Origin of the sequence: Pseudomonas weihenstephanensis, assembly GCF_016812185.1 — a bacterium.
In the GTDB taxonomy this organism is placed as follows: Bacteria; Pseudomonadota; Gammaproteobacteria; order Pseudomonadales; family Pseudomonadaceae; genus Aquipseudomonas; species Aquipseudomonas weihenstephanensis.
Map to the genome: position 1 here is coordinate 917,097 of NZ_JAAEBV010000001.1, position 15,643 is coordinate 932,739.

At 60.1% G+C, this 15,643-nt stretch carries 15 protein-coding genes; 7 read left to right on the forward strand and 8 right to left on the reverse strand.

Going from position 1 to position 15,643, the window contains the following annotated elements; translation table 11 throughout:
• Positions 1-55: 55 nt before the first annotated feature.
• The 5 genes from relA to GYN01_RS04085 all read right to left on the reverse strand — a co-directional run bounded on the left by relA (position 56) and on the right by GYN01_RS04085 (position 6,873).
• Positions 56-2,308 carry a GTP diphosphokinase gene (relA, locus tag GYN01_RS04065; RefSeq protein ID WP_048362854.1) on the reverse strand — a complete coding sequence of 751 codons (2,253 nt, stop codon included), beginning with the start codon at positions 2,306-2,308 and terminating at the stop codon, positions 56-58.
• Between the two features lie 120 nt (positions 2,309-2,428).
• The gene (gene rlmD / locus GYN01_RS04070) at positions 2,429-3,781 is read right to left on the reverse strand and encodes a 23S rRNA (uracil(1939)-C(5))-methyltransferase RlmD (RefSeq protein ID WP_203306618.1); all 1,353 of its coding nucleotides are present in this window, start codon (positions 3,779-3,781) and stop codon (positions 2,429-2,431) included.
• Positions 3,781-4,683, reverse strand: a complete 903-nt coding sequence (gene cysM / locus GYN01_RS04075) for a cysteine synthase CysM (protein WP_203306619.1) — start codon at positions 4,681-4,683, stop codon at positions 3,781-3,783. Before cysM ends, rlmD begins: the two co-directional genes overlap by 1 nt.
• 80 nt (positions 4,684-4,763) lie before the next feature.
• Positions 4,764-6,155 (reverse strand): sensor histidine kinase, encoded by a 1,392-nt coding sequence (locus tag GYN01_RS04080; RefSeq protein WP_203306788.1) that lies wholly within the window; start codon positions 6,153-6,155, stop codon positions 4,764-4,766.
• Positions 6,145-6,873: a response regulator transcription factor gene (locus GYN01_RS04085; protein ID WP_048362850.1), complete on the reverse strand. Its 729-nt coding sequence runs from the start codon at positions 6,871-6,873 to the stop codon at positions 6,145-6,147. Before GYN01_RS04085 ends, GYN01_RS04080 begins: the two co-directional genes overlap by 11 nt.
• Positions 6,874-7,087: 214 nt before the next feature.
• On the opposite strand from GYN01_RS04085, the gene GYN01_RS04090 reads away from it, so the two are divergent.
• The 4 genes from GYN01_RS04090 to GYN01_RS04105 are packed head-to-tail and all read left to right on the forward strand — an operon-like array spanning position 7,088 to position 11,763.
• Entirely contained in the window at positions 7,088-9,847 is a 2,760-nt protein-coding gene (locus tag GYN01_RS04090) for a response regulator (protein ID WP_203306620.1), read from the forward strand.
• 27 nt (positions 9,848-9,874) lie between these two features.
• Positions 9,875-10,864, forward strand: a complete 990-nt coding sequence (locus tag GYN01_RS04095; protein ID WP_203306621.1) for a 2-hydroxyacid dehydrogenase — start codon at positions 9,875-9,877, stop codon at positions 10,862-10,864.
• A 60-nt stretch (positions 10,865-10,924) separates the two neighbouring features.
• Positions 10,925-11,362 carry a hypothetical protein gene (locus tag GYN01_RS04100; RefSeq protein ID WP_048362847.1) on the forward strand — a complete coding sequence of 146 codons (438 nt, stop codon included), beginning with the start codon at positions 10,925-10,927 and terminating at the stop codon, positions 11,360-11,362.
• Positions 11,359-11,763, forward strand: a complete 405-nt coding sequence (locus GYN01_RS04105) for an META domain-containing protein (protein WP_048362846.1) — start codon at positions 11,359-11,361, stop codon at positions 11,761-11,763. Before GYN01_RS04100 ends, GYN01_RS04105 begins: the two co-directional genes overlap by 4 nt.
• Before the next feature lie 47 nt (positions 11,764-11,810).
• Here GYN01_RS04105 and GYN01_RS04110 read toward each other — a convergent pair whose 3' ends face one another.
• Positions 11,811-12,275, reverse strand: a complete 465-nt coding sequence (locus GYN01_RS04110) for a TlpA disulfide reductase family protein (protein ID WP_048362845.1) — start codon at positions 12,273-12,275, stop codon at positions 11,811-11,813.
• Between the two features lie 126 nt (positions 12,276-12,401).
• Between GYN01_RS04110 and arsC the strand changes: the two genes are divergently transcribed.
• From arsC to GYN01_RS04125, 3 genes are read left to right on the forward strand one after another with little or no spacing between them, the layout of a single operon-like run.
• Entirely contained in the window at positions 12,402-12,755 is a 354-nt protein-coding gene (arsC, locus tag GYN01_RS04115; RefSeq protein WP_048400983.1) for an arsenate reductase (glutaredoxin), read from the forward strand.
• Complete coding sequence (gene wrbA / locus GYN01_RS04120; RefSeq protein WP_048400985.1) at positions 12,752-13,357, forward strand: NAD(P)H:quinone oxidoreductase; 606 nt, start codon at positions 12,752-12,754, stop codon at positions 13,355-13,357. Before arsC ends, wrbA begins: the two co-directional genes overlap by 4 nt.
• Positions 13,350-13,757, forward strand: a complete 408-nt coding sequence (locus GYN01_RS04125) for a DUF2069 domain-containing protein (RefSeq protein WP_048362842.1) — start codon at positions 13,350-13,352, stop codon at positions 13,755-13,757. The genes wrbA and GYN01_RS04125 overlap by 8 nt, the downstream gene beginning before the upstream one ends.
• 105 nt (positions 13,758-13,862) lie before the next feature.
• Here GYN01_RS04125 and GYN01_RS04130 read toward each other — a convergent pair whose 3' ends face one another.
• Positions 13,863-14,534, reverse strand: coding sequence for a DNA-3-methyladenine glycosylase I (locus GYN01_RS04130; RefSeq protein ID WP_048362841.1), 672 nt, complete (start codon positions 14,532-14,534; stop codon positions 13,863-13,865).
• A gap of 56 nt (positions 14,535-14,590) precedes the next feature.
• Complete coding sequence (gene ttcA / locus GYN01_RS04135) at positions 14,591-15,415, reverse strand: tRNA 2-thiocytidine(32) synthetase TtcA (protein WP_048362840.1); 825 nt, start codon at positions 15,413-15,415, stop codon at positions 14,591-14,593.
• Positions 15,416-15,643 lie beyond the last annotated feature (228 nt).

Consider the following 15,643-nt stretch of genomic DNA (forward strand, 5'->3'; position numbering starts at 1 on the left):
AAACCCCGTAGCGCTGGCGCAGGCAGTATTCAAAGCCTGCGCCAGCGGCTGCGCATCAGCGTGGCTCGCTGCGCCCGATGCGGCGGGTTTCGATGATGTTGGGCAGTTGCGAAATACGCCCCAGCAAACGCCCCAGCGCATCCAGCCCCGGAATCTCGATGGTCAGGGACATCAACGCCGTGTTGTCCTCTTTGTTCGAGCGGGTGTTGACGGCCAGTACGTTAATGCGCTCGTTGAGCAGCACCTGCGACACATCACGCAGCAAACCAGAACGGTCGTACGCACGAATCTCGATATCCACCGGGTAGGTCGACACCGGAATCGGGCCCCAATTGACCTGAATGATTCGCTCTGGCTCGCGGCTGCCCAGTTGCAACACTGAAGGGCAGTCCTGCCGGTGAATGCTCACGCCACGGCCCTGGGTGATGTAACCAACAATCGCATCGCCCGGCAGCGGCTGGCAGCAGCCAGCCATTTGCGTCAGCAAGTTGCCCACGCCTTCGATCTGGATGTCGCCGCGCTTGCCCGGTTTGTAACCCGTGGCCTTGCGCGGGATCAGCTCCATTTGCTCGTTGCCGCGTTCCGGCTCGACCATTTGCTGCGCGAGGTTGATCAACTGCGCCAAACGCAAGTCACCCGCGCCCAACGCCGCATACATGTCCTCGGCGGTTCTCATGTTGGCTTTGTCGGCCAGCTTCTCGTAATCGACGGCCGGCAGGCCCAGGCGCCCCAGTTCACGTTCAAGCAGGGTTTTACCCGCCGCGACGTTTTGATCACGCGCCTGCAACTTGAACCAGTGAACAATCTTGGCCCGCGCCCGCGAGGTGGTGATGTAGCCCAGGTTGGGGTTCAGCCAGTCGCGGCTCGGCGTGCCGTGTTTGCTGGTAATGATCTCGACCTGTTCACCGGTTTGCAGGCTGTAGTTGAGCGGCACAATGCGCCCGTTGATCTTCGCGCCCCGGCAGTTATGGCCGATTTCGGTGTGTACCCGATACGCGAAGTCCAGTGGCGTCGAGCCTTTGGGCAAGTCGATGGCATGCCCGTCGGGCGTGAAGATGTAGACCCGGTCCGGTTCGATATCGACCCGCAACTGATCGGCCAGACCACCGATGTCGCCCAGTTCCTCGTGCCACTCCAGCACTTGGCGCAACCACGAGATTTTTTCTTCGTACTGGTTGGAGCCGGCTTTAACGTCGGTGCCCTTGTAACGCCAGTGCGCACACACGCCCAGCTCGGCTTCTTCGTGCATGGCGTGGGTGCGAATCTGCACCTCAAGCACTTTGCCCTCAGGGCCGATGACGGCGGTGTGCAGCGAGCGGTAGCCGTTCTCTTTCGGGTTGGCGATGTAGTCGTCGAATTCTTTGGGGATATGGCGCCACAACGTGTGGACGATCCCCAGCGCGGTGTAGCAATCGCGCATTTCGGGCACCAGCACCCGCACGGCGCGCACGTCATAGATCTGGCTGAAGGCCAGGCCTTTGCGCTGCATTTTGCGCCAGATGGAATAGATATGTTTGGCCCGACCGCTGATGTCAGCGTCCACCCCGGTGGCCACCAGTTCGGTGCGCAATTGGTTCATTACATCACTGATAAAGCGCTCGCGATCAAGGCGACGCTCATGCAGCAAGGTGGCGATCTGTTTGTATTGCTCAGGCTCAAGGTAGCGAAAGGACAAGTCCTCCAGCTCCCACTTGATATGGCCAATACCCAAGCGATGCGCCAGTGGCGCATAAATATCGAACACCTCACGGGCGACGCGATTGCGCTTCTCGTCCGGGGCATTCTTGACCGCCCGTATGGCGCAGGTACGTTCAGCCAGTTTGATGAGCGCCACACGCACATCATCGACCATCGCCACCAGCATTTTGCGCAGGTTTTCAACCTGCCCCTGCGTGCCCAGCACCATAGACTGGCGCGGGCTGAGGCTGGTGCTGATGGCCGCCATGCGCAGCACGCCATCAATCAGCTTGGCCACCACCGGACCAAAACGCTGACTGACGGCGGGCAGTTGAATCTGCCCTTCACGTACGCCGCGATACAAAATCGCGGCGACCAACGAATCCTGGTCCAGCTTGAGGTCCGCCAGGATTTCAGCGATTTCCAACCCGGTCCGAAAGCTCGACGTGCCCTCGGTCCACAGGTTTTTCGCCGCATTGGCTTGTTGTTCGGCCTCGCGTGCAAACTCACAGGCTTCTTTCAAGGCTTCTCGGTCCAGCGCGACGTCAACGCTCACGGCATGGTCAAGCCATGCCTCAAGGTTGAGACTGCCGTCAGTGTTGATCGGCTGGTGTGCTCTGACCTGTACCATCTTGCTTACCTTCCCTACGGCGCACATTCAATGCGCCGAAATCACCGACCCGAATCCCAACTCCACGCCACTGGGCCAAGTCGCGTGGAACTGCGGGCCCGTCGAAATAGACAGACCGTCCTAGTCTGCTTCAAATAACGCCATCGCCTCGACATGCGCGGTTTGCGGAAACATATCGAGGATTCCGGCACGTTTTAACCGATAACCCTGTTTCATCAGCTCAACCGTGTCGCGCGCCAGCGTGGCCGGGTTGCACGACACATACACCAAACGTTTGGCCCCCAGGCCAGACAACGTGCGTACGGCTTCATAAGCGCCGTCGCGGGGCGGGTCGAGCAACACAGCACCAAACCCTTGTTTGGCCCATTGTGCGTTCGCCAGCGGCTGCGACAGATCAGCCTGAAAAAACGCTGCATTATGCAGGTTGTTAGTGACCGCGTTTTGCCCGGCGCGTTCGACCATCGTCGTAACCCCCTCGACGGCCACCACTTCGCGAACCTGCTTGGCCAGAGGTAAGGCGAAATTACCCAGCCCGCAAAACAAGTCAAGCACCCGCTCATCGGCCTGTGGCGCGAGCCATGTCAGCGCCTGCGCCACCATGGCTTCGTTGACGCCTGCGTTGACCTGAACAAAATCACCGGGCCGATACGCCAACTCCAAATTCCATTGCTCTAAACGGTAGCCCAAGCGTTGCTGCGCATCGACCGGCTGTGGATCGCCGTCGCCATGCAGCCACAACTGGGCGTCATGGGCTGCGCAAAACGCCTGCAACACCTGCATGTCTGCCTCGTTGAGGGGCGCCATGTGCCGCAACAACACGGCAATCGCCGAGCCACTGAACAACTCGACATGGCCCAGCGCCTTGGGATTGCTCAACTGACGCAACATGGCGGGCAGCCCGGTCATGATAGGTTGCAAAGCCTGTACCAGCACTAAACAGTGATCAATTGCCACGATGTCTTGACTGCCGGCAGCCCGAAAACCGACCTCCAGATGCTTGGCCCGCACGTCCCAACGCACCGCAATGCGGGCGCGACGGCGATAGCCAAACTCGGGACCGGTCAAGGGCGCCGCCCACTCGTCGGGTTCTACCCCGGCCACACGCGACAATTGCTCGGTGAGCATGCGCTGTTTCAGTGCGAGCTGCTCTTCGTGGGGCATATGTTGCACGCTACATCCGCCACATCGTCCGGCATGGGCACACGGCGCTGTGCGGCGCACCTCACTGGCGCTGAACACGCGCTCGGTGCGCGCCTCAACCACTTTGCCGTGAGCACCCAACACCCGCGCTTCAACCTCTTCACCGGCCAGGGCGCCCGACACAAACCAGGTACGCCCCTCGATAAAGGCAATGCCACGGCCGTCGTTGGCCAGACGCTCAATGCGCAGACGTTGTTTCTTGCCGGTCGGCACTTGCGCGGCTTTGGTGCCGCCCGTTGGCTGGAAACGCAGGCCTCTCTCTTGCTTAGCCATCAGTTAGGCGCATCGTAAATGCCGGTCGACAAGTAACGGTCGCCACGGTCACAAATGATGGCGACGATGACCGCATTCTCGACTTCCTCAGACAAGCGCAACATCGCTGCCACCGCCCCGCCCGAGGACACACCACAGAAGATGCCTTCTTCGCGGGCCAGTCGGCGCATCACGTCCTCGGCTTCACGCTGAGCCATGTCGACGATGCGGTCTACACGATCGGCCTGATAGATTTTGGGCAGGTATTCGGTCGGCCAGCGACGGATACCAGGGATGGCGGCGCCTTCCATCGGCTGCAAACCCACGATTTGTACGTTCGGGTTTTGCTCTTTCAAGAAGCGCGACACGCCCATGATGGTGCCGGTGGTGCCCATCGAACTGACGAAATGGGTGATGGTGCCTTCGGTCTGGCGCCAGATTTCCGGGCCGGTACTGGTGTAGTGCGCCTCGGGGTTATCGCCGTTGGCAAACTGATCGAGCACCTTGCCACGGCCTTGGGCCTGTAACTTATCGGCCAGGTCGCGGGCACCTTCCATGCCCTCTTCCTGGGAGACCAGGATCAGCTCGGCACCGTAGGCCGTCATGGCGGCCTTGCGCTCGGCGCTGGAGTTGTCGGGCATGATCAGGATCATCTTGTAACCCTTGATCGCGGCGGCCATGGCCAATGCGATACCGGTATTACCCGAGGTGGCTTCGATCAGGGTATCGCCGGGCTGGATCTGGCCGCGCGCTTGAGCACGGTCAATCATCGACAGCGCAGGCCGGTCCTTGACCGAACCCGCCGGGTTATTCCCTTCGAGCTTGAGCAACAAGGTATTGGTGGTGTTGCCGGCCAGGCGCTGCAAGCGCACCAGCGGCGTGTTGCCGACGCAGTCGGCGATAGTGGGGTACTGCAAGGTCATGGCGTATTCGCAATCCGGACTGCGGGGCCGCACATCATACCGACAAACGCCAATTGCCCATATCACGCAAAGTGCGCAGCTTATGGCGAAAGGCTATAAGCGAGCTTTTGGTCTGAAGGCTCACAGACTCGCAGACGCCAATGCACGCGCAACCCCGGCCCGTGATTCTCAGCCCACAAACTGCCGCCCTGTAGCCTTAAGGCGTTGCGCGCAATGCTCAAGCCCAGCCCAAACCCGCCATCACCGGGCCGTGAACCATCGAGGCGGATAAACGGTGCAAAGATTCGCTCCAGCTCTTGTGGCGCCACGCCGCCGCCCTGATCGTCGAGCCATAGGTGCCACCTATCGCCCTCACGCTGCCCACTCAAACTGACCACGCCCTCAGGCGGTGAGTGACGAATCGCATTGCGCAGGATGTTTTCCAGGGCTTGCGCCAAGCTATTGAGATGCCCCTGCACCCAGCAATCGGCCTCCACGAAACAGGGCAGACGGTCCTCGGTCCAGCCACTTTCAAAGCGCGCGTTTTCACTGATCATTTCCCACAGTGCCTGCACTTGAATGTCTTCCAGCGGCAACGGCCCGCGCTCGGCATCCAGCCACGCCAGTTGCAGGGTGTCTTCGACCAGCCGCTGCATGCCGTCCACTTCGCGGCTCAAGCGTTCGCGCAACGCGGCTTCGCCCTGCTCGCTGTCACACGCCACCCGCAAGCGGCTCAAAGGCGTACGCAATTCATGGGACAAATCGCGCAGCAACTGTTGCTGTTGGCTGACGGTACTTTGCAAACGCTCGGACATTTGGTCGAACGCACGCCCCAAATCGCCCAACTCATCCTGACGACTGGTGGTCTGGCTCGACAGCCGCGTGCCCAATTGATCGGCGCGCCAGGCATTGGCCTGTTCGCGCAGATGATTGAGCGGCACGATCAATAACCGATAGAGGCCGACGCACAGCAGCAACGTGAATAAACCGGGGATGACGCCGTTGGTGATGATGCGCCAGATGAACTGCGAGCGCCCCGGCATAAAACGTTGCGGCAACTCGATGACCAGATACCCCAACGATGAGTCGCGCGGGAACGGCACCTTGATCCACGGCCGCGTGGCCTTCAAATGGCTGACAGGCCAATCCAGACCGCGCAAAAAGGTCAAACGCTGACTTTCGGCATCTCTGAGCGGGTAGCTGCTCAGCGACTGCAAATCCTGGCCGATGACCCCGATCCAGCCGCTCTCTACCTGCCCCAGCGCTTGCAACCATTGGTCGACACCGGCTTGCTGGCCGCTTTCCCAGGCCCTTTCGGCCTCGCTCGCATACCGCACCAGCGTGCTGCGCGCCTCCTGGGACAGAAACCCGGTGCGCTTGTCCATGTAGCGTCCCCAAGACCAACTGAGCCAGATCATCAGCAGGCAGAACGCAACCAGCAGGCACGCCAGCTTCCAGAACACCGAGTGTTTGCCCGGCACCTTATAGCGCATCATTGGCACTCAACACGTAGCCCTTGCCCCACACCGTGCGCACTTCACGCGCGTGGTAGCCGAGGGTTTTGAGCTTGCGACGGATTTGGCTGATGTGCATGTCCAGGCTGCGATCATGCGGCGCGTAGCCACGTTGCAGCACATGCTGATAAAGAAAGGCTTTGCTCAGCACTTCGTCGCCATGACGGTTAAGGGTGTCGAGCAAGCGGTACTCACTGCGCGTCAACCCCGCCCACTGCACGCCGTAGCGCACGTCGCTGGCGCTGTCATCCAGAAACAGCTCGTCCTCAATCGCAGGCGACACGGGCAAAACGCTGGTTCGGGGCGAGCGATCAAGCGCCACCCGCCGCAAAATGGCGGCAATACGCACCTCAAGCTCGGCCATGCTGAACGGCTTGGGCAAGTAGTCATCGGCGCCCAATTGAAAACCATTGATACGGTCAGCCTCCGCGCCCAACGCCGACATCAGAATCACCGGCAATGCGTGGGTCTGGCGCAATTGCGTGAGCACATGCAGGCCATTCATGCCGGGTAACAGAATGTCCATCAGCACCACGTCAAAGTGTTCGTGTTGCGCGAGGGCCAAACCCTGCTGGCCGTTTTGGCACCACACCACCTCAAAGCCGCTGCGCTGCAACTGCTGGTGCAGATAGGCCCCCAGCACGGGATCATCTTCAATGGCCAAAAGGCGGGAGGGGCTAATTACGACGGGATTCATTAGCGTCTGCAAGTCATTCTCAATCGGCGATTATTCAAGATTGAGCCTGCGCGAGCAACCGCCACAGGGGTAAGCGGGGCTGATGTCGATCAAAGGCAGGGCCAGAACTTGAAATTTCTGCGCGTGGGGTGACAGTCAAATCGCTACACTGCCAGCAAACCCGCGCCGGATGCGCGGGGCAAAAAATTAGAAAGACGTGGAGCTGGAGAGTTGCGTGCTTAAAAATCTGGGTATCAAAGGCCGCGTATTGTTGCTCACGTTAGTGCCCGTCAGCTTGATGGCGATGCTGCTCGGCGGCTATTTCACCTGGCTGCAACAATCGGAATTACAGGCTCAACTGCTGCAACGCGGTGAAATGATTGCCGAGCAACTCGCGCCGCTGGTGGCGCCAGCCCTGGGCCGCCATGACACCGCCCTGTTAGCGCGCATCGCCACCGAGTCGCTTGAGCAGCAAGATGTGCGTGCTGTGTCGTTCCTCGACGCCAATCACGAAACGCTCGCCCATGCCGGGCCGGTCATGCTCAATCAGGCCCCGCTGGGTAACAGCACGCACTTGCTGCAACGCACCGAAAACGACGCCACCCGCTATCTACTGCCGGTGTTTGGCCGCCACCGCAACCTAGCCGGTGACGTCATTCCCAACGAAGCGCATCGTCTGCTGGGCTGGGTCGAACTTGAACTGTCCCACAGCAACATGTTGCTGCGCGGCTACCGCAGTTTGTTTGCCAGCTTGCTGCTGATTGTCAGCGGCCTGGTGTTTAGCGCCCTGCTGGCGCTGCGCATGAGCCGCACCATCAATGCACCGTTGGGGCAGATCAAACAGGCGGTCGCGCAACTCAAAGACGGTCAACTGCAAACTCGCTTGCCACCCTTGGGCAGTCACGAACTGGATGAGCTGGCGTCGGGCATCAACCGCATGGCCGAAACCCTGCAAAACGCTCAGGAAGAACTGCAACACAGCGTTGATCAAGCCACCGAAGACGTGCGCCAAAACCTTGAAACCATCGAAATCCAGAACCTTGAGCTGGACCTGGCTCGCAAAGAGGCCCTTGAAGCCAGCCGCATCAAATCCGAATTCCTGGCCAACATGAGCCATGAAATTCGCACCCCGCTCAACGGCATTCTGGGCTTTACCCACTTGCTGCAAAAAAGCGAGTTGACCCCGCGCCAGTTCGACTATCTGCACACCATTGAAAAGTCGGCCGACAACCTGCTGGGCATCATTAACGAAATTCTCGACTTCTCAAAAATCGAAGCCGGCAAACTGGTGCTCGACAGCACGCCGTTCAACCTGCGCGACCTGTTGCAAGACACCCTCACCATCCTCGCCCCCTCCGCCCACGAAAAAGGCCTGGAGCTGGTGAGCCTGGTGTACCGCGACACGCCGCTGTCGTTGATTGGCGACCCGCTGCGACTCAAGCAAATCCTGACCAATCTGGTCAACAACGCCATCAAGTTCACCCGCGAAGGCACGATTGCCGTGCGCGCCATGCTCGAAGACGTGGATGAAAATGACGGCAGCGTGCAACTGCGCATCAGCGTTCAGGACACCGGCATCGGCTTGACCAGCCAGGATGTGCGCGCGCTGTTCCAGGCTTTCAGCCAGGCCGACAACTCGTTGTCCCGCCAACCCGGCGGCACGGGTCTGGGACTGGTGATTTCCAAGCGCCTGGTGGAGCAGATGGGGGGCGAAATTGGCGTCGAGAGCACCCCCGGCGAAGGGTCTGTGTTCTGGATCAGCGTCAGCCTGCCCAAAGCCCGGGATGATGTCGAAGACCTGCCGGGCGCCCCGCTGCTGGGTCGTCGCGTGGCCCTGCTGGAAAAACACGATCTGGCGTGCCAGGCCTTGCAGCACCAGCTCGAAGACTGCGGGCTGGACGTCACACCATTCAACACCCTGGAAAACCTCTGCAACAGTGTGACCAGCGCACACCAGACAGAGCAGGCATTCGAACTGGTGGTGCTGGGCGTCACCGCCAAAGACATTCCGCCAGAGCGCCTGAACCAGCACATCTGGGATCTCGAGCACCTGGGCTGCAAAGTGCTGGTGTTGTGCCCTACCACTGAACAGCAGTTGTTCGGCGCATCGGTGCCCAACGCCCATGACCAATTGCAGTCAAAACCGGCGTGCACACGCAAACTTCGCCGTACGCTAGCGGACTTGATCGAGCCTCGGCAAACCCGCAACGAACCTATCGGGCTATTGGCCAGCCGTGCGCCGCGCATTTTGTGCGTCGACGACAACCCGGCCAACCTGCTGCTGGTACAGACCTTGCTGGAAGACATGGGTGCCAAGGTCACCGCGCTGGACAGTGGCTATGCCGCGGTCGATGCGATCAAGAACGAGGCTTTCGATCTGGTGCTGATGGACGTACAAATGCCTGGCATGGACGGTCGCGAGACCACCGAAGTGATCCGTCAATGGGAGAGCGAGGGGCAATCCACCCCACTGCCGATTGTCGCCCTGACGGCCCACGCCATGGCCAACGAAAAACGTGCGCTGCTGCAAAGCGGCATGGACGACTACCTGACCAAACCCATCAGTGAGCGCCAACTGGGCCAGGTAGTGCTGAAGTGGACCGGGCTTGCGCTGCTCAACCAAGTCAGCGAAAGCAGCCCCGAGCCTGGGCGCAATAACGCCAAACTGCCGGTCCTCGACCACGACGAAGGCCTGCGTCTGGCGGCCGGCAAGGCTGATCTGGCCGCCGACATGCTCGCCATGCTGCTGGCCTCCCTGGAAGCTGACCGCCTGGCCATCCGCCAGGCCCGTGAAGCGCGAGACAACAACGCACTGATTGAGCGGGTCCACCGTTTGCACGGCGCGACGCGTTACTGCGGTGTGCCGCAATTGCGTGCCGCCTGCCAGCGCAGTGAGACCTTACTCAAGCAAGACAACCCTAACGCTTACGCCGCGCTGGACGAACTGGATCAGGCCATCACGCGCCTGGCCAATGAAGCGCGAAGCACCGCCTAGCCCCACCCTCAACCAAGGAAGACCCTCATGCGCATCCTTCTGTTCAGCAGCCAAACCTACGACCGCGACAGCTTTACCGCCGCCACGCAGCACGCAGGCTTTGAGCTGCACTTTCAACCGGCGCGCCTGAGCCTGGACACCGCCGCACTGGCCCATGACTACGAGGTGGTGTGCCCCTTTATCAATGACGACCTGAGCGCCCCGGTGCTTGAACAATTGGCAGCCGGGGGCACGCGCCTGATCGCCCTGCGTTCGGCGGGGTATAACCATGTCGATCTGCTGGCCGCCAAGCGTCTGGGGTTAAGCGTGGTGCGTGTGCCTGCGTACTCCCCGCATGCGGTGGCCGAACATGCCGTGGCGCTGATTCTGGCGCTTAACCGCCGTCTGCACCGGGCCTACAACCGCACCCGCGAAGGCGATTTCACCTTGCACGGCCTCACCGGGTTTGATCTGGTGGGCAAAACCGTCGGCGTGGTCGGCACCGGGCAAATCGGTGCCACGTTCGGCAAAATCATGGCCGGTTTTGGCTGCAAGCTGCTGTGCTTCGACCCGTACCCCAACCCCGCCTTGCTGGCACTTGGCGCTGAATACGTGAGCCTGGCCGAATTGATTGCCGGTTCGCACATCATCAGCCTGCATTGCCCGCTGACCACCGAAAACAAACACATGATCAACCACGACAGCCTCGCCACCCTGCAACACGGCGCAATGCTGATCAACACCGGGCGTGGCGCACTGGTGCACACCCCGTCCCTGATCGACGCGCTCAAAAGCGGCCAGCTCGGGTATTTGGGCCTGGATGTGTACGAAGAAGAGGCCCAGCTATTTTTCGAGGACCGCTCAGACTTGCCGCTGCAAGACGACGTACTGGCACGGTTGCTGACCTTTCCCAACGTCATCATCACTGCGCATCAGGCGTTCCTGACCCGCGAGGCGCTCAGCGCAATTGCGGGCACCACGCTGGACAATATCCAGGCCTGGAAAGGCGGCTCGCCACACAACCTGATCGAAGGTTGAGCGCTCACGCCTGGAGCTTTGAGGTCTGCGTGCTAGCATAGCGGCCTATTTGGAGGACCCATGGTCGAACACGATTTCCGCTACAACCTGCTTAGCCCGCAGCACACCCTGATCGAATGCCGCGCCTTGATGCCGGGTCGCTACCAAGTGACCGGCAACGGCGGCTCGATTCAAAACGATGACGTGCTGATTGTGACGCTCAAAGGCAGCAAGGACTTGGCCATGCGTTTGACGGTCGAAAAAGTCCGTCACCTGATCAACCCGCGCGGTCAATGGGTAGCCGTGGCCCACGGCCCGGTCTTCGGCGAACTGGCGATTCACGAATGGCAGGTCAACTGTGATGCGTGTGCCAAAGAGCTGAAGTTTGAATTTGCGGTCGACGCCAAACTGGGCACCAAAGCGCAAAAGCCTGCCGCCAGCGCGCGCATTGCCGAGCTGGGCTGGAGCACCGAAGGCAGCAAACACCTGTGCCCCCAATGCCAAAAGGAACGCGCATGAAACGCCTGACCTTACTGGCCCTGCTAGGCGCAAGCCTGATGGGCTGCGCAGGTGATCCGGTTAAATTGCAGCAAAACCACACCTACGTACTTGAGTGGATTGGCGAACGCCCGCTGATTGACCGCAGCCACTTGACCGTGACGTTGGACGATGCAGGCCGCGCGTATGGCAGCGGTGGTTGCAACCACTGGTTCGCGCCTTACACCCTGGACGGCCATAAACTGACCTTCGGTGGCGTAGGCAGCACCCGCAAGGCATGCGCTCCGGCGCTGATGGAGCAGGAGCAACGCTTCTTCAAGGCCCTGCAAACCGTTGAACGCTGGGACATCTCGCCCATCGAGCAAGTGCGTTTCTGGCCGGCCGAAGGCAAGCCCCTGCGCCTGTGGCCCGAAGAAAGCTGATCCCCTGGTACAGGAGCGAGCGTGTTCGCTCCTGTACACCGATGTGGTTACGACCCCTTCAATTCCTTGAGCTTGGCCAACACGCCCGCCGCGGTCTGTTCGCCCAGCAACTGCGCCCGCACTTTGCCTTTCTCATCGAGAATGAACGTCACCGGCAGCGCTTCACTGCGTGGCAGATCAAACACCTCGGCCGGGTCTTGCGCCAGCACGGTAAAGGTGATGCCCAGCGCAGTCGCCGCATCGCTCAGCTCCTTGCCCTGCAAGCCATCGAAGTTCACCCCGAACACGCCCACCGACTGCCCTTGCAGCTGTTTTTCCAGCGCATTGAGCTCTGGAATTTCTACCCGGCACGGCCCACACCACTCAGCCCAGTAATTAATGACCTTCCACTGCTTGTCCAAACGCTCGGACGCAACTTTTTGACCGTGTTGGTCAACCCCGTAATCATTGCCGCACCCCGCCAGCATTAACGTCGCAGTGACGGCGGCGAGCGCCATGAGTCGCTTAAACATGCGTTGATCCTTCTCAATGAATACCCACAAAAAACCACGGGACGGCGGCCATTTACCGCACACGTTTCAGGCGCGGCCGTCAGGCGGGTAGAATAGCCCCCACCTTACGCAAGATGCGACCCGCACATGACCGATCTGACGCTTTATCACAACCCGCGCTGCTCGAAATCGCGCGGTGCGCTCGAACTCCTCCAGGCTCAGGGCCTGACGCCCAACGTGGTGCGTTACCTCGAAACGCCACTCAACGCAGCCCAACTGAGCGATCTGCTGGCCAAACTGAAGATCAGCGCCCGCCAATTGCTGCGCACCGGTGAAGAGGAATACAAAACCCTCAACCTGGCTGACAGCGGCCTGAGCGAGGCACAGTTGATCGACGCGATGGCCGCTCACCCCAAACTCATCGAGCGCCCGATTCTGGTCGTCGACAACCACGCCGTGATCGGTCGCCCGCCCGAAAAAGTCCTGGAGATTCTGCCGTGAGCGCGCCTTACATTCTGGTGCTGTATTACAGCCGCAATGGCTCGACCCGCGACATGGCACGCCAAATCGCCCGCGGCATTGAGCAAGGCGGCATGGAGGCACGCTTGCGCACCGTGCCAGCGATTTCCACTGAATGCGAAGCCGTGGCCCCTGCGATTCCAGTTGAAGGCGCGCTGTACGCCAGCCTTGATGACTTGAAAAACTGCTCGGGCCTGGCGCTGGGCAGCCCGACCCGCTTCGGCAACATGGCCGCGCCTCTCAAATACTTTTTGGATGGCACCAGCAACCTGTGGCTGACCGGTGCCCTGGTGGGCAAACCGGCTGGCGTGTTCACCTCCACCGCCAGCTTGCACGGCGGTCAGGAAACCACCTTGCTGTCGATGCTGTTGCCACTGATGCACCACGGCATGCTCGTCACCGGCCTGCCTTACAGCGAATCGGCCTTGCTACAGACCACCGCAGGCGGCACGCCTTACGGGCCAAGCCACCATGCGGGCGCCGACGGTAAACGCGGGCTGGACGAACACGAAATCGCGTTGTGTCGTGCACTGGGCCAACGCCTCGCCAGCATCGCGCTGAAACTGGAGAACACCCGTGGCTAAACAGCCCAAAGTGCTGCCATCCATCGAGTGGCTAAAACCGCGCGTGCGCCTCATGCGGGCGTTAAGCCTGGTGTGCTTCTTTGGCTTTATCGGCTTGCTGTGCGTGTACTACCTGATGTTCGCCAACTTGCATGGCGCCCGCCCCTGGGTGATTTTGCTGATCGAGTTGGTACCGCTGATGTTTCTGGTGCCCGGCATGCTGCTCGGCAACCCGCGCGGGCACTCCTTCACCTGTTATGTGATCAATTTGTACCTGATCAAAGGCGCACTGGCGGCCTTCGACCCCAATCGTCAGCTGTTCGGTGTGCTGGAAATTGCCGGCAGTGTGGCGGTGTTTGTCAGCGCGATGCTGTTTGTGCGCTGGCGCCATCAGTTGGACCGGCGGCTGGCGGGCGAGTAAGACGAGGCTGCGACGATGGGCTATCGACGCCCTGTAGTCGCTGCCACAGGCTGCGAGATCGCTGAAGATTGATCGCAGCCTGCGGCAGCGACTACAGGGGGTTAATCAGTGATTGACGGTGAAGGCCAGCATTTGTGACAGCTGGCACATCGGCCGCCCGCTCTCGGCATGCCATTGGTTGAACGCATGTTGCACAATCGCCAAATCCCGCAGGCTGGTCGGCGCTTTATCCACCAGCTTTTGCGCATTCAACGCCGCCACCACGTCATAGCTCGGCACGAAGGTGTCTTTGCCCACCATGCGCAAAAAACGCGGGGCCGAAAGCCCGCCCAATTGGTGCCCGTGCTTGGCCAGGTACTTCCACAAGCCCACGATGTCGGTCACCGGCCAGTCAGCGACGAATGCACCAAAGCTGCCGTGCTCGTGAGCGATGTCGAGCACCATCTGCGCATTGCGCGGCACGCTTTTAAGCTTGCCCAAATGCCGAATGATCCGGGCATCCTGCATCAGACGCTCCAGGTGTTCTGCGCCCATCAGCACTACTTTTTCCGGGTCGAAGCCAAAAAAAACGGTTTCAAACACCGGCCATTTGGCATCAACCACACTGTGTTTGAGCCCGGCGCGAAATACGCGCAAGGCCAGGGTCGAGAGGTAACGGTCGTCTGGAATCGCCCGCAATTGGGCTGCGGTTAACGGCACAGGCAATTGGGCTTCGAGCGCGGCGGCAGAACCAAAACGGTTCAAACAATACTCGTGCAGCCATTTGTAGTCGCGCATGCCCTCTCCTCTTGGCAGTTGGGGTGTTACGTGTGGGATCAGAACCTGTGAACGGCTCAGAGGTTCAGCACATTGACGAAACGCGACGCTGCCGTGTCATCGATTTTCAGGCTGGCAAAGTCGAACAGGTTGCGATCGGCCAATTGCGACGGGTTCACATTCTGCAAACTGCGAAAGATGCTGTCGGTACGCCCCGGCGTTTTGCGGTCCCACTCTTGAAGCATGTCCTTGACCACCTGGCGTTGCAGGTTTTCCTGAGAACCGCACAGGTTGCACGGGATGATCGGGAATTGCTGCACATCGGCGTAGGCCTGAATGTCTTTTTCTTTGCAGTACGCCAGCGGGCGGATCACCACGTTGCGCCCGTCATCGGACAGCAGCTTGGGCGGCATCGCCTTGAGGTGACCGTTGAAGAACATATTGAGGAAGAAGGTCTCAACGATGTCATCGCGGTGATGCCCCAAGGCCATCTTGGTCGCCCCGATTTCGTCAGCGAAGGTGTACAGCGTGCCACGGCGCAGGCGTGAGCACAGCGAACAGGTGGTCTTGCCTTCCGGGATCAGTTCCTTGACCACCGAATAGGTGTCTTTTTCGACGATGTGGTACTCAACGCCCAACGCTTTGAGATAGGCCGGCAGCACGTCTTCAGGGAAGCCCGGCTGTTTTTGGTCCATGTTCACGGCGACGATTTCAAAGCGGATGGGCGCCACTTTCTGCAAATGCAGCAGCACATCGAGCAGCGTGTAGCTGTCTTTCCCGCCCGACAGGCAGACCATCACCTTGTCGCCATGCTCAATCATGTTGAAATCGGCAACGGCCTCACCGGTCAATCGGCGCAGGCGTTTCTGGAGTTTTATTTGAGAGACCGACAGAGTGCCCATAGCGCTTCAATTCCGCGAGTTAAGACAAAAGCTGGCGATTTTACCCCTAAATTCGCGACGCACGAACCCCCTGTGCAAGGCTTAAGACGCCAAAGCGATTAACCCCCGGCCTGACAGCACAATATGCTCTAAAGCACCGGCTCTATTGGGCGGCAGGTTTCCTATACTGCGACATAAGGCCGCAAGCCCTCTCACTTGATCACCTATTCAGGCTGCGCGACCGGCACG